Source organism: Dasania sp. GY-MA-18 (assembly GCF_024734385.1).
Lineage (GTDB): Bacteria > Pseudomonadota > Gammaproteobacteria > Pseudomonadales > Dasaniaceae > Dasania > Dasania phycosphaerae.
The window spans coordinates 145,633-171,194 of the sequence record NZ_JANHAP010000003.1; the positions used below are offsets into that span (position 1 = coordinate 145,633).

Below are 25,562 nucleotides of genomic sequence, written 5' to 3' on the forward strand. Positions count from 1 at the left end.
TTTACTACTAGCCCCAAATTTCTTCATCACTGGGCACGTATTTGTCTTCTTGGGTAAAGCCTATACGCTGGGTGTTTATCATGTGCTTGTAATTAAAGTTTTCAGAAATCGAGTTATTGCCCCAAGAGCCACAACCCAAGGTGCCGGTGGGGATAAAACCGTTCTTCAGTGAGCCGCCTACCGACAACGAGCCAGGCTCATTCACTGCTACGCGGCTAACGGGTAAGGATAGGCCTATCTTGGCAATGTTTTGTTCAGAACTGGAGTGTATAGCGCAGGTGTGGCCCTTGCCTTTAATCTCTAAATTAGCGCGAGCAATGGCGATGGCCTCGTCCAAGGTATCGTATTCAAAGGCAGCGAGTACTGGGCACATTTTTTCGCTACGTAATACATCGTCGGCCGCACCATTGGATTTGAGCATAATCACGCGGGTATCTTCCGGTACGTCTACACCAGCCAGTTTGGCGATGGTTTGCACGCTTTGGCCTACTACTTCTTTAGTATTGTAGCCGTTTTCAAAAATAACATTGCGGAATTTATCGACGGTGTTTTGGTCGTCAATGTAAAAAGCGCCATTGGCTTTAAAGGCGGCAATCACTTTGTCGAAATCTTTACGTGGCGCAATAACGGTTTGGTCGCCAGAGCAGATGATGCCGTTATCAAAAGCGCGGCCGGTAATGACTTTCCCCGCCGCTTGCTGGTAGTCGATGTTGTCATCAAAAATTGTTTGCACATTGCCTGCGCCTACACCAAAAGAGGGTTTGCCGCTGCTATAGGCTGCAGCCACCATGGCGGGGCCGCCGGTAGCTACCAGCACATCTACGCTGGACATCAGCTCGTTGGTTAAGGGCAGTGAAGGTTCGGCTATGCACTGAATAAGATTATCCGGCGCGCCCAATTTTTTAAGCTCGGCGTTAATCATATTGGCGGCTTTAAGCGTGGTTTTTTTTGCGCGCGGATGCGGTGCCACAATTAAACTGTTAGCGCCTTTAAGGGCAAACATGGCGTTACACATAATGGTCATCACCGGGCTGGTGGTGGGGATAACCGCACCCACTACCCCTACTGGCTTAGCAATGGTGATAATGCCTTGGGCATCTTTGGGTTCTATGATGCCCACCGATTTTTTGCCTTTAAGATAATTCCAAACATTGCGCGACTTGCCTTGGTTTTTGAGGGTTTTATCTTTGATATTACCCATTTCGGTTTCTTCATAGGTGTCTATGGCTAGCTCTTCGGCATTATCAAAAACGACTTTACCTACGGCGCGCACTAAGGCGTCGATTTGTTCTTGTGTATAGTGCTCTATGCCCTGTAGGGCGATGCGTGCTTTGTCTAGCATTTCGGTAATGGTTTGGCTCACGGTGTACTCCTGTTGCAGTTTGTTATTGTCTAAGCTGAAAGCGCCAGCTTTGAGTATAGCGTTGTTGCTGAAAAAACCGTCTAACGCGAAAGGGGTATAATAAGACTGTTTCCGGGCATAAAAAAGGGGCTGAAATATCAGCCCCTTTTTTGCAGTCACAGCATTTATCGCGCGTTTATAGCTTGATAAAAACGGTTTTGGTTTCTAAGAAATAAGCCAATTGCTCGGGGCCCATGTCTTTACCTATGCCCGACTGCTTAAAGCCACCAAAGGGCAGGCTGTAGTCGCCGCCGTCATGGGTGTTAACGCTAACGCCACCGGCATGTAGGTTTTTAACACAGCGGTGGGCTCTGCTGATGTCTTGTGTGAAGACGCTGGCCGCCAAGCCAAAATCGCTGTCGTTAGCTAAGCGCATGGCTTCTTCTTCGGTGTCGAAAGGTTGGATGACCAATACGGGGCCAAAGATTTCTTCACGCACTATACGCATGTCGTTAGTGGTGTCGGCAAAAATGGTGGGCTGTATGTAATAGCCTGGGCGATCAACCGCTTCGCCACCTTTGACTAAACGCGCACCTTCTTCTTTACCGATATTGATGTAGTTCATTACCGAGTTGAATTGGGCTTTAGAAATTTGCGGGCCCTGAGTGGTTTCTGGGTTTAGCGGATCGCCGATCACTACATCGTCCAGAGCTTTGGCTACGGCTTGTACGGTCTCTTCGTAAATGCCGCGCTGCACGTATAAACGTGAGCCTGCACTACACACTTGGCCAGAGTTAAAGAACACACTATTGATGCAGCTTTCGGCAACATCGGCGATGTTGGCGTCATCAAAGGCCACCATAGGCGATTTTCCGCCTAGCTCTAGGGTCACGTGGGTGATGTTTTCTACCGCTGCTTTACCCACAATCTTACCGACAGGGGTAGAGCCAGTGAAAGAGACTTTGTTAATACCGGGGTGAGCGGCTAGGTGGCTGCCCACGGTGCTGCCTTTACCGGTTACTATGTTAACTACGCCTTTAGGTAGGCCTGCCTCTTGGCATAATTTAGCGAAGTACAGCATGCTGATGGGGGTGATTTCAGCAGGCTTTAATACTACGGTACAGCCTACGGTTAAGGGCGCGGCCAGTTTCCACATGGCCATGTTTAAAGGCCAGTTCCAAGGCACGATAGCGCCTACTACACCTACCGGTTGCTTAAGGGTGTAACCAAAGGCATCGGGGGTAGAAACGTCGCGGGTAGCGCCGTCTATTTTGGTGGCCCAGCCAGCCATGTAACGCAAAAAGTCTATAGAGCCCATGATGTCTACGGGCATACAGCCGCTAATGGCTTTACCGGCGTCCAGGCTTTCCAGCTCAGCCAGGGTTTGCGCGTTGGCTTCCATTACGTCTGCTAGTTTTAATAGCAGTGCTTGTCTGTCCATGGGGCTTAGGCGTGACCACTCGCTGTCTTCAAAGGCTTGGCGGGCAGCGGCTACGGCAGCGTCTACGTCAGCTTCGTTGCCCATGGTAACGGTGATCAGTTCGCCGCCGTTGGCAGGGTCTTCTATAGTGGAAACCTGGCCGCTGGCAGACTCTACAAACTCACCGTTGATAAACATTTTGTGGTGTTTGCCTAGAAAGTTGCGAGTTTCTTCGGTGACATTGTATTTGTCTATATTAGCTTGGGTTATGGCATCCATAATGGGCTCTCTTTATTAATCTGTATGGGGATTACATCTTGTTTAAAAGATGTGTAGCAGTTTAGAGGGGATTATACGGCAGGGCTAGAACAAAACACCCCACCATATATGGGGTGTTTTGTATTTTTGTGTAATAAAAAGTAAAGTTTTAGTTACCAGTGGCCCTGCTCTTTCATTTTCTCACCCGCATCAATAATTGCTTTGCGTAGAGTGCTAACAATAAAGTCGGCCTCTTCTTTGGTGAGCACCAGTGGTGGTGACATTACGTTGAGGTTAACGATGGGGCGCACAATCAAGCCCATGGCGTCAGCTTCGTTAGATACTTGCTTGCCTATATCCAGCTCTTCAGGGAAGTTCTCTTTGGTCTCTTTGTTTTTAACCAATTCCACGCACACCATTAGGTGCGAACCGCGCACGTCACCCACCATGTCCAGGTCACGCAAGGTGTTGAGCTGCTCCATAAAATAGGGGCCTACGTCGCGCACGTGTTCTAAGATCTTCTCGTTTTCCAGTATCTCTATGTTTTTCAGTGCCGCGGCACAGCTAACCGGGTGGCCGCTGTAAGTGTAGCCGTGGGCATAGTAGTAGCCTTGGTCGGCTTGTGAGATACCTTCAAAAATGGCATCAGAGAAAATCATCGCACCTATGGGTAAGTAGCCGGAAGACAGGCCTTTAGCACAGGTAATAATATCGGGCACGATACCAAAGACGGATTCAGAGGCAAACCACTGGCCTAAACGGCCAAAGCCAGTTACCACTTCATCAGAGATATACAGTATGTCGTTGGCTTTACAGATTTCCCAGATGCGCTTTAAGTAGTTAGCGGGAGGTAAAACCACACCGCCAGCACCCATGATGGGCTCGGCAATAAAGGCTGCCACTTTGTCGGCACCGCCTAGCTCTTCAACTTTGGCTTCAAATTCGGCCACTAGTTTGTCGGCAAATTCTTGCTCAGATAAGCCTTTACCGTAGCGGTAGTAGTTAGGTGAGCTTAAGTGGTGGATGTCGTCAGACTTAAAGTCGAAAAAGTCGGGGTGGTCGCCAGCTTTGCCGCCTAAAGACATAGCCGCATAAGTGGTGCCATGGTAGGCGTCTTTACGTGAGATAAAGTGTTTCTTATCTTTTTTACCGCGGCAGTTATTGTACATTTGCACGGTGCGGTAGGCGCTATCTACAGCGGTAGAGCCGCCACAGGTAAAGAACACATGGTTTAAGTGGCCGGGGGCCAGATCGGCTAATTTTTTAGCCAGTTTTGCGGCGGGCACGTTAGTCATGTCTACAAAGGGGCTGGCGTAAGACAGCTCACGCACTTGCTCGGCAATCACATCGGCCATTTCATCGCGGCCCAAGCCTATGTTGTTGCACCATAGGCCACCTACGGCGTCTAGGTATTTGTTACCCTCGGTGTCCCAAATAAATGAGCCTACACCTTTGGCGATAGGTAGGGCACCTTCTTCGGGGAATACGTCGAAGATCTGGTAAGGGTGCAGGTGATGATCCCTATCCATATCGATAATAGCTTGGGTTTCGTCAGCACTAAGTTGGCCTTTGTGGGCCGCCGAGTTGTTAGAAGACATGGTCTGCTCCGTAAAACAAAAGAGTTATGTATTAAGTCGAAAATGAGTTTGAAGGAGTTTAAAAGGGTTTTATATACCCTTTAGGGGTGATGCGTTTACTGGTGTTTCGCCGCTATTAACGGAGTTTGTAAAAAGTTAACCGCAACTTTTTACACTTTAGCCACTGTATATAGGTGCTTTTGCAACACCGCGCCAGCCAAAATGCTTGATGTCTTATATTACAACTTACCTATAATAGTGTTTAATGAAACCTATCCATCTAAGTGAACGGTTAAGCGATGAGTGAAGTACAGGCCTTTGATAAAACTAGCCCTTGGCTAGAGCGTGTTTCGGCGGTGATATCGGCGCTGGGCAGTGATGCTTTTTGGCCTTGTTTGGCCGATTTAATCGGCGGCGCAGTGGCCATAGATGATTTTATGGTGTTGTTGTTTATGCGTGGCCAAACCCCGGTTATTTTGCATGGCCGCTCATCGCAAACGGAAATTAGTCTACTGGAAAAATCCTATATTAATGGCGCCTATGTGCTGGACCCTTGCTTCCAAGCGGCTAGGCGCCAGCAGTGGGGTTACTACAGCTTTGTGGAGATTGCCCCCGATGGCTTTTATGACAGTGAGCTGTACAGCATTTATCATGCCCAATCCATCATGCTGGATGAAGCAGGTTATTTAATTGAGGGTGAGGGCGAGAGCTTTATTAATATTTCGGTCACTCGCTTTGAAAGCTCACCGGAGTTTAACGCTCAGGAAAAAGCCCTGCTGCAACAGATAGAGCCGGTGGTTGCTGCGGCCGTAAAAGAGTATTTGCGCCAGCATATTAACCGCATAGCCGAAGAGAAGCGGCCGCTACACAAAATGATGGCCGAGGTGTTAGAGCTATTTGGCACCTCACTGCTAACCAGCCGAGAAACCCATGTGATACACCTGATATTGAAAGGCTATTCGGCCAAATCTATCGCTGAACACCTGGATATCTCTATTAATACCGTCAAGCTGCACCGTAAAAATGCCTACGCCAAGCTGGATATATGCTCGCAAAGCGAGCTATTCCACCTCTTTATAGACTCGCTGTCCTGTATAGATGATAACTGCACTCGTGACCCGCTGGTAGATTATTTAAAGGTTCCCGGCTAGATTTTTAGGGTAAAGCTCTGGGCGAGGTTGTTTGGGCAGGTCATTAGCTTGTTATTTGGCTACCCCTTAGGGGTTATTGTTTAAAAAAGCCTGCGCGGTAATATAGCTTTATAGATTTGAGTGGTGGCTCAACCAGGGATTGTCTGTTGTGCGACTCATAATTACCCATCTATGGTCTCTTCACCTTTAGCCCTCGGTCGTACGCGATCGGGGGTTTTTTATTTTACCTTTTTGACTATTGAAACCCTTGAAATAAGGGGCATAAAGCACTATTTTTGCGCTTGTTTGATACGCCTCAAAGCCATTAGTTAAGGCTGCATTACACTGTATTAGTGGTTTCTGGGGAGGAACTTTATTCCCCTTGGCGCTCTAAGCTAGGGGTGATAGTATTGGGCACTGATTTTTTGGAGGTAAACCATGTCAACAGCCTTACAGACTGTACATTTAGTACCGGGGAGCAATCTCAATGCGTACATGCAGACTGTTAATAGCTTTCCTGTACTCTCGGCCGAGCGTGAAAAAGAGCTGGGTGAAGAGCTGTTTTATCATGAAAGCTTAGAGGCAGCCCGTGAACTGGTAATGTCGCACCTGCGCTTTGTGGTACATATCGCCAAATCTTATCAAGGCTATGGCCTACCATTGGCCGACCTGATCCAAGAAGGTAATGTGGGCTTGATGAAGGCGGTTAAACGCTTTAGCCCCGAAAAAGGTGTGCGTTTGGTGTCCTTTGCGGTGCATTGGATTAAAGCCGAAATGCACGAATACGTGCTGCGCAACTGGCGCATAGTGAAAGTCGCCACTACCAAGGCGCAACGTAAATTGTTTTTTAATCTGCGCAGCTCTAAAAAGCGCTTAGCTTGGTTCACTGCCGACGAGGCACAGGCTGTAGCGGATGATTTAGGCGTAGACCTTAAAGAAGTGCTGCGTATGGAGGGTCGTCTAACGGCCACCGATATGGCCTTTGATATGGGCAATGATGATGAAGAGGACGGTTTTGTCGCCCCCGCTCATTACCTAGAGGATCACTCCGCTAACCCCGCAGCCCAGTTAGAAGACAGCAATTGGGAAGAGAACAGCCAGCGCCAGTTACTGGCCGCCCTGAATGTTTTGGATGAGCGCAGCCGCGATATACTGCAAGCGCGTTGGTTAAACGAAGATAAGGCCACGCTGCATGAGTTGGCGGATAAATACGGCGTATCAGCTGAGCGCATACGCCAGCTAGAGGCCAATGCTATGAAAAAGTTAAAAGGCTCTATAGAGCTATAATTTAGCCAGTGATGCTTAAAAACCGCCCCCAGTAGGCGGTTTTTTTATGGCTATGGCAAAGTCATCATTTAACGCCGTTACCTGCGGCAAACGAGGCAGCAATGGCCAAAACATTTCTGATTATCGCCGCTTTTAACGGCTTGTTAGCCGTGGCTATAGGGGCATTTGGGGCTCATGCCTTAAAAACCCGCCTAGCCCCCGACCTGTTGGCGATATACCACACCGCGGTGCAGTATCATTTTTATCACCTGTTGGCCCTATCGCTGGTGGGGCTGCTGTTATTGCAGTGGCCAAGTTCCCGCTATTTGCAGTTTAGCGGCTGGCTATTTATTGCGGGCATCTGCCTTTTTGCGGGCAGCTTATATATACTCGCGCTCACAGGCTTACGTTGGCTGGGGGCGATTACCCCGCTGGGCGGATTAGCGTTTATCGCGGCCTGGTTAAGCATGGCCATGGGCCTATACCACTCCTTGTAGTTAAGAAAGAGTTGCAGAGTTTATTTTGACAGACAACAAACGACCCGCTGACCCCAACAACCCTAAACACAAACCGATTAAAAGTTATGTGCTGCGCACTGGTCGTATGACGGAAAGCCAGCAGGCAGCCTACGATAAATACTGGCCCAGCAAAGGCTTAACGGTAGCCGGCGGTATGCTGGATTTGGCCGCCGTATTTGGCAACAACGGCCCGGTGGTGTTGGAAATAGGCTTTGGCATGGGCTCCTCATTGGTGGCCATGGCGGCCGCTGCCCCACAAAGCAACTACATAGGGGTAGAGGTGCATACTCCGGGTGTGGGCCGCCTGCTGCATTTAATGGGTGAGCAGGGCGTAGAGAATATACGGGTGTTTTGCCACGATGCGGTAGAGGTGTTGGCGCAGTGTATACCCGATAGCAGCCTAGACCGCGTACAAATTTATTTCCCTGATCCCTGGCATAAAAAGCGCCACAATAAACGCCGCTTAATTAAGCCGGAGTTTGTACAGCAATTACGCGCCAAATTAAAAGTGGGTGGCATTATCCATATGGCTACCGACTGGGAGCACTATGCCGAGCAAATGATGGAGGTGATGAGTGCTGCCGAAGGTTTTGCTAATCAAGCGCAGCCCTTTTGTTATTCTGAACGCCCCGATTATCGCCCCTTGACTAAATTTGAACAGCGTGGCCAGCGTTTAGGTCACGGTGTTTGGGATTTATTATTTGAGAAACAAGGCTGAGTGTTAGGCTGTTGCTTTGGCGGATTCGGTGTTGGTAATTTCTGAATCCAGCATGTTGATAAGGTTGATAAACTCCTCATCCATAGTGCTGCCAGCAACAAATAATAAATCCATGCGGGTTTTAAATTCATGCTCTATATCGGTAAACATATCACTTTGAATTTCTGTCATTGTGAGGTTGCCGGTAAAGCTATTTAAATTATCCAAGAACTCATCCACTATCGCCTTACCTTCCTCAGAAAGGTAGCGGTTTTGCTCATCGAGTGAGTCTATAGACGACTTTGCTTTACTGGTTAGTGAGCTTAGAAATTCTTTTCTTTCTTCAGACTGAGCCTGTAGCCGCAGATGATTAATAATACTCGATGCGACTACAAACAGGCTGGATAGTTGTGATAAATACTCCGGTGCTGAGCTGTAATACATATCTTGTATATAGCAGTATAAAGGGCCGCTTTTATAAATGGTGCCGTTATTATTATCCGTCCATGCTTGGTCTTGATGGTCGCTGGCGGATCTAAGCAGTTCTTTAATATCTTTGTTAACGTTGTTATCGGCATTTAGCCAGTGATGCTCATCATCGTCTTTACAGAGTATAGTGATGTTAAGTTTAATGCGTTGAGCGGTTTTTAAAATAGCCTCCAGTATGGCCTTTTCAGTACTGGCGTCAGTGATATGCTGTAAGCCCTCGGCTAAGGCGCTGGAAAATTCACCGCCCGCCAAGCCATCAAAATTGATATTTTCACTGTGTTGTTCGGGCAGTTCTACGGCTGCGCTGACTTCGGCGGCTAATTCGGCTTTGACGTTGTCATCTACCTCTAGCTCTAGCAGCTGTTGCCGCAGATGTTCAGTTTCGTATTCTAAAGTGGCGGTGCATAGTTCGGAGTCGCGCAGTTGTATTCTTAATTTTTCTACCAATTCATCCGATAAGCCGTTATCGCCTCCTTTGTTTTTTGAAAGCTCAGATTCCAGGTGCAAAATAAGCTTACGCTTTTCATTGTTGTTTTCAGCGAGTTTGGCAATTTCTTTTAATGAATGGCTGTATTTTTCTTTGATGTCAGAGATAAGGTAACTAATGGTTTCGCGATTATATTTGTCGGGGGCTTTGCCTTTTTCGGCGTTTTCATTAATGGTTAATTTATCAAAAGCTTCGCGAGTTTCAGACAGGCTGGTTTGCACCTGGGTAATATTGTTACTTTCGTTGAGGCTATCAATTTTTTTAATGGCCTCTTCTTTGCCTAGGTATTTTTCCCTAAGCTCTTTAGTAATGTTTTTTTGTAGCGCTAGCTGTTCTTTTAGTTTGTTTAATTGAAAATCTGACTTGTCGGAGAGCAAGGGGTTGGTGGTTGTTTTAGGCGGGTTTTTAGCGCGTAAATAAGTGACTAGCTTGTAATTAATATTCTTTAAGTCGGACAGCTCTAGGCCTTTGTCTATTAAATTTTCCAGCTCTATAGATAGCAGGTCTTTACGCAGGGTCAGGCCTTGGGTTTGATACTCTTTGTTGGATTTGCTGGCCTTAGTAATGAGTTCGTTAGTGCGCTCGATTTCGCGTTGTAGAAAGGGCTCGGTGTGTAAGCCACTAGCTGTTTGTTTGCTGAATAGTTGTTTGGTCTTTTGCAGGATTTTGGTTTTATGAGCAATGATTACCATAATCATCAGCGTGGCTAAAACTAATATGCTAAGCAGGTAGTAGTACAAAAATCCAGATTCATTAAGTTGTAGCATTGCAGGGTGTTCCCTATACCTTTACATAAATACTGTGCCCTACACAGAGAGAGGCTTTGCAGGGTTATAGCCTATTTGAATAGTTTTTTACTGAGCCTATAGGGTATTAACAGGCTTATATACGGGGTGCTTTTATTGTTGTTATTGCGGCTGTGGTGTTGATTAAGCGCCAGCCTTAGTAATAAAAACACCTGCTATTAATGTAGCAGGTATTTTATAAAATACAGGGGGATAAGGCTAAAAGCAGCGCTTATGGCGCGGTTTTAAACTCTATGTCTACAGGCTCGCCGTAGTAATTAAAGTATTTGAAACCTTTGTTGCGGCTGCCATCAATGCTAACGCCTTCCATCATAAGGTTGCCATTGGGGAACCAGGCCTGTTGTTTGCCGTGCTCTAGGCCATTTTTGAATTGCAGGGCCTGCATCATCTGGCCATTGCTATACCACATCCAAAAAGGGCCGTGGCGCTCGCCTTGCTCATTAAGGCATTTTACCTGGGTGCCGCTAGGTGGTGCTACGCCGATTTTTTTAGTGCCTTCAGGGCAGTTGAAGTCAGCTTGGGCTTGAGCGTGAATATGGGCGCATAGCAGTGACACAGAGATTAGGCGGGTGAAAAAGTGTATGGCTTTCAAAGTACAACTCTCATTGTTGTTGATGGATAAATGAGCTGGGCGGTGATGGCCGCGTGGGCCTTACTATAACGAAAAATAAGCCCCTTCGATAGTTTAGCTCTGCAGCTTGCTGCGGTGATAGGCATAAACCGCTGCGATAAATTGATCGCGCTGCTCAGCTTGTTGTAGTTGATCTTCGTCGGCCACGGGCAGTTGTGGGAAGTTAGCCATTAATTTTTCGGCATAAAGCCCTACGGCAGTGCGTTGCAATTGCTGATTTTTAATAAGCTTTACCTTGCGACTGCCGCAGCTGGGGGAGCCACGTTTAAAAATATAGCCCGATAATTGTAGGTGCTGGGCATAGTGTTGTTGCGCCAGCTGCTGTAACGCATCGGTGACATCTAAGCTGGCAGTTTGGGTACCCACGCAACGGATTTGGCCGTCACGTTCTACTAGGTGTATGGGTTCACGAGGTACCCCCAGGCCTATAGCCATTTCGGGGCAGTAGGCCTGAAACTGGAAGTGCTCGCTAAGTGCCGCCAGTAAGTCGGGTTGATTTTTATCGCTACCGTCGTAGCGCACCGCCTGCCCTAGCAAACAGCTACTCATGCCTATAATGGGTTGGCCTAAATTCACTATGGTCACCTAGTGATTAACAAAGCTTTACTGCCATTTAATGAATTATGGCCCCCACTTTTACTATCTTCATGGAGTTAGTGCCGCCATGGGCATTAATAAAATCGCCTTTGGTAATGATGACTAAATCACCAGGGCTAACCTGTTTGCGACGCAGTAATTCATTAACCACGGTTTGATTCATCTCAGCTGGGGCCACTGCCGAGGTATCAAAGGTGACAGGGATAACACCGCGGTACAGTGCCACGCGGTATTCGGTACGGGCCTTATTAGTAAAGGCAAATACCGGTAGGCTGGAGCTAATACGCGACATAATCAGCGGGGTTTTGCCGGTGTCGGTCAGGCTGATAATCGCTTTCACCCCGGTCAGGTGGTTGGCGGTATACATGGCCGCCAGTGCGATGGCTTCATCAACAGCGCCGAAGTGTTCATGCAGGCGATGGCTGGAGGTTTGGGTTTGCGGCTGGCGTTCGGCCCCCATAATAATACGGCTCATGGCCTCTACGGCCTCTATAGGGAAGGAGCCCGCTGCGGTTTCGGCGCTAAGCATTACCGCATCGGTGCCATCTAATACCGCATTGGCGACATCGAATACTTCGGCGCGGGTGGGCAGGGCGCTGTCTATCATGGATTCCATCATTTGGGTGGCAGTAATCACCGGGGTGTTAAGCTCTTGGCCGCGGCTGATGATGTGTTTTTGCACAGCAATTAATTCGGCATCGCCTATTTCTACCCCCAGGTCGCCACGGGCCACCATCACCGCATCTGAGGCGCGAATAATGCTGTCTAGCACATCGTGGGCAACGGCTTCCGAGCGCTCAATTTTGGCGACTAGGCCGGCATCACCACCCGCTTGGTGCAGTAGCTTGCGGGCCTGCGCTATATCATCGGCGGAACGTACATAGGATACGGCTAAGTAATCCACCTCTATTTGCGCGGCTAATTTAATATCGGCAAAATCTTTTTCGGTGAGGGCATCGGCGGATAAGCCACCGCCTTGGCGGTTAATGCCCTTGTTGTTAGAGAGGGTGCCAGCTACCAGTACTTTGGTTTCTATGCGGCTGTTGGCCACCGATAGCACCTCTAATACGATGCGGCCATCGTCTAGCAGTAGGCGGTCGCCAGCGGCGGAGTCCTCGGGTAGGCTTTGGTAGTCTATGCCTACTTCCTGTTGGTTGCCGGCGTTGCGATCCAGCTTGGCATCTAAGGCAAAGTGGTCGTCTACGGCCAACTCTATAGGGCCATTAGCAAAGCAGGAGATACGAATTTTGGGACCCTGTAGGTCGCCCAAGATGGCAATACTGCGCTGGTGTTTTTTGGCCAGTGCCCTTACTTGTTGCGCCCGCTTTATGTGGTCTTGGGCATTACCGTGAGAGAAATTCAAACGCACCACGTTCACGCCAGCGAGAATGATTTGCTCTAATACATCGTCTTTGTCAGTGGCGGGGCCTAGGGTGGCGACAATCTTGGTTCTTTTGTTCAAAGGTGGCTCCAGTTGGGGGTGGTGATAGCCTAGCCAGTAATGGCCTTGGCAAAAATTTTTGAATTGCGCTGGTAGTTATACAGCGACTGCCGTTTGGCGGGCAGCTGGCTGAGGCTGCCTTCTATAAAGCCCTGCTCTTGAAACCAATGTGCCGTAACTGTGGTTAAGACAAATAATTGCTGCAAGCCTAGCGCCGCAGCTTGTTGTTGCAGGGTGTTTAATAGCCTCAAGCCACGCTCGCCGCCGCGGTAATCGGGGTGGGTGGCGACGCAGGCGATTTCGCCCAGTTTTTCTTGCGGGTAGGGGTAGAGTGCCGCACAGGCGATGATCATGCCGTCTTTTTCTAATACGGTGAAATGATCGATTTCATTTTCTAGTAATTCCCGGGAGCGCTTTACCAAGGTGCCGTTGGCTTCCAGTGGCTCTATTAGCTCTAAAATGCCGCCTACGTCATCTATGCAGGCCGTGCGCATTTGGTCGTAGGTGTCTTGGGCGATCAGGGTGCCAGAGCCGTCACGGGTAAATAACTCGGCCAATAAGGCACCGTCTTCTTGGTAGCTAATACAGTGGCAGCGCTCCACGCCTTTTTCGGCGCTATTGATTAGTGCGCGCATGAGTACCTGCTCTTGCAGGTCGCTGCTGTTATCTAGCAGTTGCTTAACGGTACTGATGTCGGTGTTGTTAATTACCTCTCCCTCGGTATTGAGCAGGCCGGGCTTGTCAGAGAAAGCAATCAGCTTATCGGCTTGCAGAGCAATAGCGGTTTGGGTAGCGACGTTTTCCAGCGACAGGTTAAACACTTCACCGGTGGGCGAATAACCTATGGGCGAAAGCAAAACAATGGCGTTATCCTGCAAGTGGCTTTGTATAGCTAGGCTGTCTATGCGACGCACCACACCGGTGTGCTGGTAATCTATACCACCTCTTACCCCTATGGGTTTGGCGATTACCATATTGCCCGAGCACACCCGAATTTGTGAGCCGTGCATGGGGGAGTTAGCCAGGCCCATGGTGAGCAGCGCTTCAATTTGCGAGCGCAGTGAACCGGCGGCGTCTTTAACCGACTCTAAGGTTTGCTGGCAGGTAATGCGCAGGTCGTGTTCAAACTGGCTGTTGATGCCGCGCAGGGCGACGCGCTCTTCAATTTGTGGGCGGGCACCGTGTACTAGCACTAACTTCACCCCCAAGCTGTTAAGCAGGGCGATGTCGTGAATAATATTGGCAAAATTATCGTGGGCTACTGCTTCGCCGCCAAACATCAGCACAAAGGTTTTGCCGCGGTGGGCATTAATATAAGGCGCAGAGTTGCGAAACCATTTGACGTAGTTTTTGCTGTTGAGTGGCGTCTTGCTGTCAGACACGTAGTGTTCCTAATAAGTTTTTAATAGGCTTTTATTGTGCGTATAAAGCGCAGTGGTTACAAGCAGTAGCGGCGTATTAACTGCTGCAAAATGTCTATAGCCGGCTGCACTTGCGCTAAGGGCATAAACTCATTGGGTTGATGAGCCTGGTCTATGCTGCCCGGCCCCATCACCACCGTTTGCATACCTAGTTGTTGCAGCAGCGGCCCCTCAGTGGCAAAGGCTACCGATTGTGCGCCGTGGCCGGTTAAGCGCTCTACGGTTTTGATCAGTTCGGCGTCGGCAGCCTCTTCAAAGGGCGGCACCGCCGCGGCTAGCTCGCGCAGGCTAATGTCAATTTGTAAGCGCTGGGCGATGGGCAATAGGCGTTGCTGTAGTAATTGCTGCACTTCATCGTTGTTCATGCCGGGCAGGGTGCGTATATCGAAATGTAATTCGCTGTGGCCGCAGATGCGGTTGGGGTTGTCGCCGCCGTGTATGCAACCCAAATTCATGGTGGGCAGGGCCACTTCAAATAAGGGGTTTTGGTATTGCTGCTGCAGCTGGCTGCGAAATTGCAGCAGGTCGGTCATAACGATGTTCATGGCTTCCAGCGCGTTGTTGCCCAGCGCGGGGTTAGAGGAGTGGCCGGCTTTACCCTGTATGGTAATAGCGTTAAGCATTATGCCCTTGTGCATGCGTATGGGTTTTAAATCGGTGGGCTCACCTATCACCGCATAGCGTGCCTTGGGGCCACCGTGCTGCACCAGAGCGCGGGCGCCGTCCATGGTGGACTCTTCATCGGCGGTAGCCAAAATAATCAGCGGCTCTTTTAAGGGCTGATCTAAAAAGGCTTTGGCGGCCTCTATAGCGATGGGGAAAAAGCCTTTCATATCGGTAGCGCCCAAGCCGTAGAGCTTGTTATCTCTTTCGCTAATGGCTAAGGGGTTGCTATGCCACAGGCTTTCATCAAAGGGCACGGTGTCGGTATGGCCAGAAAACACCAGGCCACCAGGGCCGCTGCCAAGTGTCGCAATTAAGTTGGCCTTATTGGGCTTGCCGGGCAGGGGCAAAATCTCGCAGTTAAACCCTAAGGTGCTGAGCCAGCTGGCGAGTTTGTCTATCACTTTGCGGTTGCTGTGGTCCCAGCTGGCAGAGCTAGAGCTTACTGATATTTCACTCACTAACTCATGCAGCATGGTCATGAGCGGTGGTACGGTCTTAGGCATAATTACTTCCAAAACAATAGTAGGTCATTTCAGTGTAGCTGATGGCGTTGGCGCTAAATCACAGGCATAAAAAAGGCGGCACTAAGGCCGCCTGTGTTATCTGATAGCTTGGGTTAACTAATAGCTACTTAGCCAAAGATACCTTTAAACAAGTAGAAGAATACAATGGCCAGACCGGCACCTGCGGGCAGGGTAATAATCCAGCTCATAAAGATAGTGCTGATCACGCGCAGGTTAAGTGCGCCTATGCCGCGTGCCAAGCCTACACCCAATACAGCACCTACTAAGGTGTGGGTAGTAGAAATCGGTAATCCCGTGGCCGATGCTAATACCACGGTGGTGGCCGCACCCAGCTCGGCAGCAAAACCACGGCTGGGAGTCAGTTCGGTAATTTTTTTGCCTATGGTACCCATTACTTTGAAACCATAGGTAGCCAAGCCCAAGACGATACCGCCGCCGCCTAGTAATAATACCCAGCCCGGTAGGGCTGATTTAGCCGCGATATCACCACCACTGCCTATTACGCTGACTACAGCCGCTAGGGGACCTACCGCATTGGCCACATCGTTAGAGCCGTGGGCAAAGGCCATGGCACAGGCCGTGAATACCATTAGCACGGCAAACAATTTTTCTACGTTGCCAAAGCGGTTGCGGTTAGAGGGGATGGACTCATCTTTAACTCTGTTTAAAAAGATTTTGCCTATGCCAGCAACCATGAGGCCAATAACGGCGGCAATAGGCATGGCGTTGGCAAATTTAGAGCCCAGCCCTAAGTCTACCTCTATACCTACATGCTTTAAGCCTTTTAATAAGGTTACCATGGCGATCATAAAGCCCACTAAAAACATATACATGGGTACGTATTTTTTGGCGTTAGCAAAGGGGGTGGCGGTGTTGAGTATGAGCTTTTGCACACTCATAAATAAGCCAAAGGAAATGGTGCCCGCCAATATAGGTGAAACCACCCAGCTGGCTACTATAGAACCTACTTTGCCCCAGCTTACTGCATCTACGCCTATACCTACGGCGGCAAAGCCTACCAAGGCACCGACTATAGAGTGGGTAGTGGATACTGGCCAGCCCATCATGCTAGCCACCAGTAACCAAGTGCCCGCCGCTAACAGTGCGGCCATCATGCCGTAGACTAATAGCTCGGGGGTGCCGGCCATGACGGCGGGGTCAATAATGCCCTTGCGTATAGTCGAGGTCACTTCACCACCGGCTAAATAGGCGCCGGCAAATTCAAAAATCATGGCGATAATAATCGCCTGCTTAACGGTCAGTGCCCGCGAGCCTACCGAAGTACCCATGGCGTTGGCGACATCGTTAGCACCAACGCCCCAGGCCATAAAAAAGCCAAACAGACAGGCCATGACTAATAAAATATGGCCGTGTTGAGAAATGATTTCCATCGTTATTACCTATTTAATGTGTTAACGGGCGATGATAATTTGCAGGCGGCTGCCCACTTTTTGGGCGCGGTTGGCAAGGTCACCGATGGAGTCGATAACTTTGTATAAAAACATCGCGTCTATGGGAGGAAGATCCTTCTCTATGGCAAACAAACTGGCACGTATGGCAATTTCCTGCTCGTCATTGCGGTGCTCTAAGCGGTCCAGCTCGTCTATTAGCGCTTCTACGGTGTTGACCTCACGGCCTCTAAAGCCGGTTTCTACCAGCTCGTCCAGCTCATTAATGGCCTTAAGGGCTTGGGCAGAGGTAGCTAGTGCCTCTTCTACAAACTCCATAAAGCTGGCGGTAATGGGCTGAGGGATGCTCATCTTGCGGCCCATCATCAAACCCGAAATGGTTTTCGAGGCGTTGGCGATCTTGTCCTGCGCGGATAGCACTTCTAATAAGTCAGAGCGCGGTACCGGCAAAAATAAACTCTTGGGCAGGCTGGCGCGTATCTCACTTTTGAGTTCGTCAGCTTCTCCTTCTAGTCTGGTAATGGTGCTGCGGTGCTTGGTGGCCTGTTCCCAATCATCGGCCATGGCTGCTTCTAAGAAGGGGATAAGCGCTTCAGCACATTCATGAGCTTTAGCCATATGGTCTTGTATAGGTTGAAACGGTGACTTGCCAAACAAATTACCGAAGGGGTTGCCTCTTGCCATGTGAGTGACTCCTACTAAAAATTTGGCCAAGTATAGGGCTTAGCCCTAGGCATGGCTACTTGGATTGAACTGCACACACCCTTTAGGGGTGTACGCAGTTACAGCGCAGGCACTTTATTACACAAATATGACAGTAATGTTACGGCGGCTTAATATTGTTGATTTACCCTATGGCTAGCCGCCAGCGTTGCAAAAAATGCCTGTGGTACTGCCGCAGGCCATCATAAGCAGCTATAGTAGCCAGCATAAAGCCACGTTAGCCACCACCCATAATAAAAGAGTAAGGATTCGCTATGCAGGTTGAGGCGTTTAAGCCCGAACAGCCTTTACAACTAGGCCGCCTAGTCGCCGATTTACAGGCCGATGGCATTATCAGTGCAGAGCTGGCCCAGCACTTGCTGGCCAGCACCCGCAATCAAGAGCAGGCAGCGCAGCACCCCTTAAGCTATATCGCCAGCCAGCAGTTAACCGCCAGTAATCACAAGCCGCTGACTATAGAGCGGCTGTTAGACTGGCTGGGCGGCCACTGCCAGCAGCCCCACTACAATATAGATCCGCTTAAAATCAATGTGCCCGCCGTTACCGAAGTGATGTCCTACCAGTTTGCCCAGCGCCATGGCATCTTGGCAGTCGCTGTTAGCCGCGACGAGGTGGTGATAGCCAGCGCCCAGCCCTATATGCGTGGCTGGATGGCCGACTTAGAGCATGTATTGCGTCGCCCCATTAAGCGGGTGTTAGTCGACCCCGATGACCTCAAGCGCTACACCGTAGAGTTTTACAGCCTGGCCCGCTCAGTGCGTGGGGCCAGCACTGGCGAAACCGGTGGCAATGTAGGGGTGGGCAACCTAGAGCAAATGGTAGAGCTGGGTGAGCTTAAAGACCCAGATGCCAACGACCAGCACATAGTCAACATCGTCGACTGGTTGTTTCAATATGCCTTCGACCAGCGCGCCAGCGATATACACATAGAGCCGCGCCGCGATATCGCCCATGTACGCTTTCGCATAGACGGGGTGCTTTACAATGTTTATGAATTTCCAGCGCAAGTTGGGGTGGCGGTCACCAGCCGCTTAAAAATACTGGGCCGTTTAAACGTGGCCGAAAAGCGCAAGCCGCAGGATGGCCGCATCAAAACCAAAACCCCAGAAGGCTCAGAGGTAGAGTTACGTTTATCCACCTTGCCTACCGCCTTTGGCGAAAAAATGGTGATGCGTATTTTTGATCCCGAAGTGCTATTGCGCAGCTTTGATGAGCTGGGCCTAGGCGATGAGGACTATAAACGCTGGCGCGGCATGATAGAAAAGCCCAATGGCATCGTACTGGTCACCGGCCCCACCGGCTCGGGCAAAACCACCACGCTGTATTCCAGTCTCAAAAAACTGGCCACCTCTGAGGTCAATGTCTGCACCATAGAAGACCCCATAGAAATGGTGGAAGAGCGCTTTAACCAAATGCAGGTGCAGCACAATATAGACTTAGACTTTGCCAGCGGCGTGCGCGCCCTGATGCGGCAAGACCCCGACATTATTATGGTGGGCGAAATACGGGATTTAGAAACCGCCGAAATGGCCATACAGGCAGCTCTTACCGGCCACTTGGTGTTAAGCACCTTGCACACCAACGATGCCCCCTCGGCGATTACCCGTTTATTAGAGCTAGGTGTACCCGCCTATTTATTAAAAGCCACCCTGTTGGGGGTGATGGCCCAGCGCCTAGTGCGCACCCTGTGCCCCGATTGCAAAGAGCCCGACAGCATAGACGAAAAAGCCTGGCAGCAACTCACCACGCCGTGGAAAGCCGCACTGCCTAAACAAATCTTTAAACCCGTGGGCTGTTTAGAGTGTCGCAACACCGGCTACAAAGGCCGCCAAGGCCTGTATGAAATTTTACCCTTAAGCGATGACATACAAGACCTGTTAGATGGCGACATCAGCATACGCAATATACGCAACCAAGGCATACGCGAAGGCATGCACACCCTGCGTTTATCCGGCGCACAAAAAGTTGCCGCGGGCATGACGACGGTTGCCGAAGTGATGCGGGTGGCTCCGCCGCCGCAGGATAAGTAGCCGTATAAAAAGCCTGGCGATTACGTTTTAGCAAAACTTAATCGCCAGCTGAGCTTGTTAGCATCTTTACTATCCATTGATTATCTATCCAGAGTTGTGCTTTTGAATTCACCTACCCCCAGCCAAAAGCTTCCTAATGTTTTACAGACAGCCTTTGAAAAAAGTCTGCAACATTTTAACGAACGCTGCCCCGACTACAGCCCGTGGTTACAAAAGCAATTAGCCGACAAGGCTTTTGAGCAGCAATTAAAAACAGCTTGGGGGTGCAGCGCTTATGTGGCCGAGCAATGCCTGCGCAAACCCGAAGAGTTTAAACAGCTGGTAGAGCAGCAAACCTTATTAACACGCTATAACAGTGGTGTTATGGCGCAGCGCTTGAGAGAAAAACTGGCTGGTGTGGCTAGCAAAGAGCAGTTAGATACCGCGTTGCGTCAGTTTCGCAATAGCGAAATGCTGCGCATTATTTGGCGCGATTTTAATCGCCTGGCCGATATGGTGGAAACCACTGCCGACATCAGTCACTTGGCCGATGCCTGCATACAGCAGGCGCTGGATTTTCACCACCAGGAATTAGTGACCATTTATGGCCAGCCCTGTTGCCTAGTCAAAGGCCAGCCAGTGCCGCAGCAATTGCTGGTGTTAGGCATGGGTAAGCTAGGGGCTTACGAGTTAAACCTGTCCTCCGATATTGATTTGATTTTTTGCTTTCCTCGCTCGGGCGAAACCGTGGGCGAAAAAAGAGCCATAGATAACCACACCTTTTTTAGCCGCCTGGGCCAGCGCTTAATCCAAAGCCTGGATGCCCCCACCGAAGACGGTTTTGTGTTTAGAGTGGATATGCGGCTGCGCCCCTACGGTGACAGCGGCCCCTTGGTGCAAAGCTTTGCGGCTATGGAGCAGTACTACCAAGATCAGGGCCGCGACTGGGAGCGCTACGCCATGATTAAGGCGCGGGTAGTGGCTGGGCCCACAGCGCAAGGTGAAGAGTTAATGGCCCTGCTGCGGCCTTTTACTTATAGGCGCTATATAGACTTCACCGCCATAGACGCGCTGCGCTCCATGAAGCGCATGATCCAGCAGGAGTTGTTACGCCGCCAGTTAGCTGGCGATATTAAACTGGGGGCGGGCGGCATACGGGAAATAGAATTTATCGTGCAAAGCTTTCAGCTGATACGCGGCGGCCGCGAGTTGGAGTTGCAAGAGCGCTCCCTATTGCGCGTGTTGCAATGCTTAATGGAAAACGAATACCTGCCCGCCTTAGTGGTGCAGGAGTTACGCGCGGCCTATGTGTTTTTACGCAATACCGAACATTTAATACAAGGCTACCAAGATAAACAAAGCCAGCAGCTGCCCACAGATGCGCGCCCGCAAGCGGCCATGGCCTATAGCATGGGTTTTGCTAGCTGGGTCGATTTTGAAAAAAGCTTACAGCAGCACCGCGACCATGTGATGCATCATTTTTCGGCGGTGATTAGCGATGCTCCTGAGCATTTGGAGCAGCGCAGTGCCGATTTGCGCTGGCAGGGGCTGTGGCTGGATGAACTCAGCCTAGAAGAAATGGTACTGGTGTTAGAGCAGGGCGGCCATGAACAGGCGACGGCTACCGCTGAGCGCCTGATGCGCTTGCGCAATAGCCAGCAGCTGGCGCGCATGCAGGCCAGCGGCCGCGAGCGGTTGGACCAGTTTATGCCCTTGCTAATACAGGCGGTCACCGAAGTGGAAAGCCCTTCGCAAGCGCTGCTGCGCATTTTCCCCTTTGTGGAAGCGGTACTTAGGCGCACCGCCTATTTGGTGCTATTGGTAGAAAACCAAGGCGCGCTTAAAGAGCTGGTGCGCCTGTGTGCCGCCAGCCCGTGGATATCTACCCAGCTGGCGAGGCACCCGGTACTGCTAGATGAGCTATTAAACGCCAGCAGCCTCTATCATGTGCCCGATAAAGAGGAACTGCGCGATGACCTGCAGCAGCAGGTATTGCGCCTGCCCTTAAACGACTTAGAAGCCCATATGGAAACCCTGCGCTACTTCCGTCTGGCCCATGCTTTGAAAGTGGCGGCCTGCGAGGTGTCGGAGCGGCTACCACTAATGAAGGTCAGCGATTACCTCACCTGGATAGCCGAGGTAATTTTAGAGCACGTATTGGCGGTGGCTTGGCACAACCTAGAAGAGCGCCACGGCTGCCCGCAGCAAAGTGAGGGCGTGCCCTGCGAGCGCCGCTTTATCGTGGTGGGCTATGGCAAGCTGGGCGGCATAGAGTTGGGCCACGGCTCGGACTTGGACCTGGTGTTTATACACGATGTGCCCAGCCAGCAGCTCACCAATGGCGAGCGCCCCATAGAAAATAGCGTGTTTATGACCCGCTTGGGGCAGCGCATGATCCATATACTCACCACCCAAACCCAGCTGGGGGCCTTATACGAGGCCGATATGCGGCTGCGGCCCTCTGGCGATTCGGGGCTGCTCACCACCTCGCTCACCGCCTATAAGCACTATTTACAAACCGATGCCTGGGTGTGGGAGCATCAGGCGCTGGTGCGCGCCCGGGTGGTAGCCGGCAGTGGCGAGCTGGCCCGTGACTTTGCCCAAGTGCGCCAACAAGTCTTGGCTCAAGCCCGCGATGAGGCTGTGCTCAAAGCCGAGGTGGTGGCCATGCGCCAAAAAATGCGCGAGCATTTATTGGCTAAGTCGGCCGAAAAGGGTGATGCCCCTAGCGTAAGTGACATGACGAGTGGAATATTTGCCATTAAACAGGGCTGGGGAGGTATCGTTGACATCGAATTTATGGTGCAATACGCCGTTTTAGCCTGGTCGCAACAATACCCTGCATTAGCCACCTACACCGACAATATCCGCATACTGGAATCCCTGCAGCAAGAGGGCTTGTTTAGTGAGCCGGAAGTGGCCGCGTTGACGGAAGCCTACAAGGTATTTAGGTCGCTCACCCACAAGCTCAGCTTGCAAGAGCAAAAGGTGGAAGTGGATAGCGCAACCGTGGCCGAACACCGGCAGGCGGTGCTGCAAAAGTGGCAGCAGTTATTTGCCTAGGCAGCAGGCTAGTAGTGCATTCTCATATTATTTTGAATTAGGTTTAGGAGTAAGTTATGTCAATGGCCGATCGTGATGGTCTAATCTGGCTGGATGGCGAAATGGTGCCTTGGCGTGAAGCTAAAGTGCATGTATTAACCCATACCCTGCACTATGGCATGGGCGTGTTTGAAGGTGTGCGTGCCTACAACACCGAGAGTGATGGCACCGCTATTTTTCGCTTAAAAGAGCATACCGACAGGCTGTTCCGCTCGGCGCATATTCTGGGTATGAACATGCCCTTTGACAAAGACGCCTTAAACGCAGCGCAAAAAGCGGTAGTGCGTGAAAACAATTTAGAGGAAGCTTATTTGCGCCCCATGTGTTTTTACGGCTCCGAAGGCATGGGCCTGCGCGCCGACAACCTACAAACCCATGTGATGGTTGCCGCTTGGGAATGGCCCTCGTATATGTCACCCGAGGCCAAAGAGCTGGGCATAAAAGTGCGCACCTCATCTTACACTCGCCACCACGTAAACATCACCATGTGTAAGGCCAAGGCCAACGGCAACTACATCAACTCCATGCTGGCTTTAAAAGAGGCCTTGGATTGCGGTTGTGAAGAAGCGCTACTGTTAGATAACGAAGGCTATGTAGCCGAAGGCAGTGGTGAGAACTTCTTCCTGGTGTATAAAGACACTATTTATACGCCGGAGCTAACCAGCTGCTTAGACGGTATTACCCGCGGCACTATTTTTGAGTTGGCTGCCGAGCTGGGTTATACCATCAAAGAAAAGCGCATCACCCGCGACGAAGTGTATGTGGCTGATGAAGCTTTCTTTACCGGCACCGCCGCCGAAGTACTGCCCATACGCGAGCTGGATGGCCGCATCATAGGCAGCGGCAAGCGCGGCCCCATCACCGAAAAACTACAAAGCATGTACTTTGATGCGGTTAAGGGGCGTCGCCCGCAAAACCGTGATTGGTTAGCGCCAGTCGCGAAATAGCTCGGCGTTACCATGGCCGCAGACCGCGATGTAAAAAAAATCCTTATTGTCGGCCCTTCTTGGGTCGGCGATATGGTGATGGCGCAAGCCTTATTTATAGCTCTTAAGCAAAAACACCCCAGCTGCATAATTGATGTGCTGGCCCCCGAGTGGAGCCTGCCCATTTTAGAGCGCATGCCCGAAGTGCGCGCCGGCATAGTTATGCCCGTGGGCCACGGCAAACTGGATCTGAGCCTGCGCCAGCGCTTAGGGCAACAACTGGCGCGCGAGCACTATCAGCAAGCTATTTTGCTACCCAACTCTTTTAAGTCGGCACTGGTGCCGTTTTTTGCCGAGATACCCGAGCGCACCGGTTGGCGCGGCGAGATGCGCTATTTTTTACTGAACGACATACGCCTGCTCAATAAAAAACGCTACCCACTCATGGTGCAGCGTTTTGTGGCACTGGCCTATAAACCGGGTGCCGAGTTACCGCAACATCTACCTAGGCCATCTCTGCAAGTCGATGAAGCTAATGCCCAGGCGGTAGTGGCCAAGTTTGGCTTGGCGGATAAACCCTTTTTAGCGCTGTGCCCCGGTGCCGAGTTTGGCCCTGCCAAACGCTGGCCCGAACAACACTACGCCGCAGTAGCGCAACAATTTATACAGCGTGGCTGGCGCGTGGCCTTATTCGGCTCGGCCAATGATGTGGCGGTAGCCGAAACCATACAAGGTTTGCTTAGCGCAGAGGCGCGCCAGCACTGCATCAGTGTGGCGGGCCAAACCAGCCTGGCGGAAGCGGTAGACTTGCTGGCTAAAGCCAGCGCCGTAGTCAGCAATGACTCCGGCCTTATGCATATAGCCGCCGCCTTAGCGCGCCCCATGGTAGTGGTGTATGGCTCTACCTCACCCGGCTTTACCCCGCCACTCAGTGACAATGTTAGAGTGGAGCAGCTAGCGGTAGATTGCGGCCCCTGCTTTAAACGGGAATGCCCCTTGGGGCATTTAAAATGCCTGCAAGACTTGGCGGCCAGCCGGGTGATTAACTCCCTAGACCAACTACTACGCTCGAATGAATCATAAAGAAGGCTTACGCTGAAATGCGCGTACTGATTATAAAAACCACCTCCATGGGGGATGTGATACATACCCTGCCAGCCTTAAACGATGCAGTTAAGGCCATACCCAGCATACGTTTTGACTGGGTAGTGGAAGAAGGCTTTGAAGAAATACCCAGTTGGCACCCGGCGGTAGACGAAGTTATACCGGTGGCCATACGCCGCTGGCGCAAAAGCCTGTGGCAAAGCCTGGGCAGCGCCGAGTGGAAACAGTGCAAACAAATGTTGCGGCAACGCCACTACGACTGCGTGATCGATGCCCAGGGCCTGGTCAAAAGCGCTTGGCTGGCACGCTATACTCGTGCGCCGCGTTTTGGCTACGATAAAAACTCCGTGCGTGAGCGCTTGGCTACCTTGGCCTATCACCATAAAATTGCTGTGCCTAAAAACATGCACGCAGTAGAGCGCACCCGCCAGTTATTTGCGGAGTCTTTGGGTTATCAGTTGCCGCAAGAAAACGGCGTGCTTAACAAAGGCCACTATGGTGTTGATAAAGCCCAGTTTATTACCTCGGGCGAAACCAAACCCAATGTGGTGTTTTTGCATGGCACCACCCGCCATAACAAACACTGGCCCGAATCCTATTGGGTAGAGCTGTGTAAAATCATGTGTGACCAAGGCTATGGGGTGTACCTGCCCTGGGGTAACGAGGTGGAGCGCGAACGCGCCCTGCGTATAGCCGAAAAAGCCAACTGCGCCGAAGTGCTGCCCAAGCTCAATATACGCGGCGTAGCCTGTGTGTTAGCCAAAGCCAACGCGGTAGTGGCCGTGGATACCGGCTTGGGTCATTTAACAGCCGCCTTGGGTATACCGGCCATCTCTTTGTACGGCACCACCAGCCCCGATTTGGTGGGAGCCTATGGCGATAATCAAACCCATTTATGCGCGAAAGATTTTACCCCGGTAAATGATACGGCTATAGACCCGCCCGAAATGGCTGCCTTAACACCGGCAGTGGTGGCTGAGCGATTGTTGCCTTTGTTACCTGAACTGGTGGAATAGCGC

20 protein-coding genes are annotated in these 25,562 nt (G+C 50.8%); 9 read left to right on the forward strand and 11 right to left on the reverse strand.

The features are described 5' to 3' along the window. Positions 1-7: 7 nt before the first annotated feature. The 3 genes from NO559_RS04870 to NO559_RS04880 form a co-directional block, all read right to left on the reverse strand. Positions 8-1,363, reverse strand: a complete 1,356-nt coding sequence (locus NO559_RS04870) for an aldehyde dehydrogenase family protein (protein WP_258330674.1) — start codon at positions 1,361-1,363, stop codon at positions 8-10. Positions 1,364-1,538: 175 nt separating this feature from the next. Beyond that, positions 1,539-3,041: an aldehyde dehydrogenase family protein gene (locus tag NO559_RS04875; RefSeq protein ID WP_258330675.1), complete on the reverse strand. Its 1,503-nt coding sequence runs from the start codon at positions 3,039-3,041 to the stop codon at positions 1,539-1,541. 152 nt (positions 3,042-3,193) lie between these two features. After that, positions 3,194-4,618 (reverse strand): aminotransferase, encoded by a 1,425-nt coding sequence (locus NO559_RS04880; RefSeq protein WP_258330676.1) that lies wholly within the window; start codon positions 4,616-4,618, stop codon positions 3,194-3,196. A 278-nt stretch (positions 4,619-4,896) separates the two neighbouring features. Here NO559_RS04880 and NO559_RS04885 point away from each other — a divergent pair, with 278 nt between their 5' ends. The 4 genes from NO559_RS04885 to trmB all read left to right on the forward strand — a co-directional run bounded on the left by NO559_RS04885 (position 4,897) and on the right by trmB (position 8,229). Next, positions 4,897-5,748, forward strand: a complete 852-nt coding sequence (locus NO559_RS04885; RefSeq protein WP_258330677.1) for a LuxR C-terminal-related transcriptional regulator — start codon at positions 4,897-4,899, stop codon at positions 5,746-5,748. A 417-nt stretch (positions 5,749-6,165) separates the two neighbouring features. After that, positions 6,166-7,014 (forward strand): RNA polymerase sigma factor RpoH, encoded by an 849-nt coding sequence (gene rpoH, locus NO559_RS04890; protein ID WP_258330678.1) that lies wholly within the window; start codon positions 6,166-6,168, stop codon positions 7,012-7,014. Positions 7,015-7,115: 101 nt separating this feature from the next. After that, positions 7,116-7,490, forward strand: a complete 375-nt coding sequence (locus NO559_RS04895) for a DUF423 domain-containing protein (protein ID WP_258330679.1) — start codon at positions 7,116-7,118, stop codon at positions 7,488-7,490. A gap of 106 nt (positions 7,491-7,596) precedes the next feature. Next, the gene (gene trmB, locus NO559_RS04900; RefSeq protein WP_258330877.1) at positions 7,597-8,229 is read left to right on the forward strand and encodes a tRNA (guanosine(46)-N7)-methyltransferase TrmB; all 633 of its coding nucleotides are present in this window, start codon (positions 7,597-7,599) and stop codon (positions 8,227-8,229) included. A gap of 3 nt (positions 8,230-8,232) precedes the next feature. Here trmB and NO559_RS04905 read toward each other — a convergent pair whose 3' ends face one another. The 8 genes from NO559_RS04905 to NO559_RS04940 form a co-directional block, all read right to left on the reverse strand. Next, entirely contained in the window at positions 8,233-9,951 is a 1,719-nt protein-coding gene (locus NO559_RS04905) for a hypothetical protein (RefSeq protein WP_258330680.1), read from the reverse strand. 250 nt (positions 9,952-10,201) lie between these two features. Beyond that, complete coding sequence (locus NO559_RS04910; protein WP_258330681.1) at positions 10,202-10,582, reverse strand: toxin-antitoxin system YwqK family antitoxin; 381 nt, start codon at positions 10,580-10,582, stop codon at positions 10,202-10,204. A 93-nt stretch (positions 10,583-10,675) separates the two neighbouring features. Further along, on the reverse strand, positions 10,676-11,197 hold the full coding sequence (locus NO559_RS04915; protein WP_258330682.1) for a DUF523 domain-containing protein: 522 nt from the start codon (positions 11,195-11,197) through the stop codon (positions 10,676-10,678). Positions 11,198-11,234: 37 nt separating this feature from the next. Then, on the reverse strand, positions 11,235-12,680 hold the full coding sequence (gene pyk, locus NO559_RS04920) for a pyruvate kinase (RefSeq protein WP_258330683.1): 1,446 nt from the start codon (positions 12,678-12,680) through the stop codon (positions 11,235-11,237). A 29-nt stretch (positions 12,681-12,709) separates the two neighbouring features. Beyond that, complete coding sequence (gene argA, locus NO559_RS04925) at positions 12,710-14,041, reverse strand: amino-acid N-acetyltransferase (protein WP_258330684.1); 1,332 nt, start codon at positions 14,039-14,041, stop codon at positions 12,710-12,712. 56 nt (positions 14,042-14,097) lie between these two features. Next, positions 14,098-15,249: an acetylornithine deacetylase gene (gene argE / locus NO559_RS04930; RefSeq protein WP_258330685.1), complete on the reverse strand. Its 1,152-nt coding sequence runs from the start codon at positions 15,247-15,249 to the stop codon at positions 14,098-14,100. A 128-nt stretch (positions 15,250-15,377) separates the two neighbouring features. Continuing rightward, complete coding sequence (locus tag NO559_RS04935) at positions 15,378-16,661, reverse strand: inorganic phosphate transporter (protein WP_258330686.1); 1,284 nt, start codon at positions 16,659-16,661, stop codon at positions 15,378-15,380. Positions 16,662-16,682: 21 nt separating this feature from the next. Next, a complete protein-coding gene (locus NO559_RS04940; protein WP_258330687.1) occupies positions 16,683-17,363 on the reverse strand; it encodes a TIGR00153 family protein in 681 nt (226 codons plus the stop codon). A gap of 293 nt (positions 17,364-17,656) precedes the next feature. Here NO559_RS04940 and NO559_RS04945 point away from each other — a divergent pair, with 293 nt between their 5' ends. The 5 genes from NO559_RS04945 to waaC all read left to right on the forward strand — a co-directional run bounded on the left by NO559_RS04945 (position 17,657) and on the right by waaC (position 25,559). Next, positions 17,657-19,432: a GspE/PulE family protein gene (locus tag NO559_RS04945; RefSeq protein WP_258330688.1), complete on the forward strand. Its 1,776-nt coding sequence runs from the start codon at positions 17,657-17,659 to the stop codon at positions 19,430-19,432. Between the two features lie 96 nt (positions 19,433-19,528). Continuing rightward, a complete protein-coding gene (glnE, locus tag NO559_RS04950) occupies positions 19,529-22,474 on the forward strand; it encodes a bifunctional [glutamate--ammonia ligase]-adenylyl-L-tyrosine phosphorylase/[glutamate--ammonia-ligase] adenylyltransferase (RefSeq protein WP_375542735.1) in 2,946 nt (981 codons plus the stop codon). A gap of 56 nt (positions 22,475-22,530) precedes the next feature. Further along, positions 22,531-23,460, forward strand: coding sequence for a branched-chain amino acid transaminase (locus NO559_RS04955; protein ID WP_258330690.1), 930 nt, complete (start codon positions 22,531-22,533; stop codon positions 23,458-23,460). Positions 23,461-23,472: 12 nt separating this feature from the next. After that, a complete protein-coding gene (gene waaF / locus NO559_RS04960) occupies positions 23,473-24,522 on the forward strand; it encodes a lipopolysaccharide heptosyltransferase II (protein WP_258330691.1) in 1,050 nt (349 codons plus the stop codon). A 17-nt stretch (positions 24,523-24,539) separates the two neighbouring features. Continuing rightward, a complete protein-coding gene (gene waaC / locus NO559_RS04965) occupies positions 24,540-25,559 on the forward strand; it encodes a lipopolysaccharide heptosyltransferase I (RefSeq protein WP_258330692.1) in 1,020 nt (339 codons plus the stop codon). Positions 25,560-25,562: the final 3 nt, after the last annotated feature.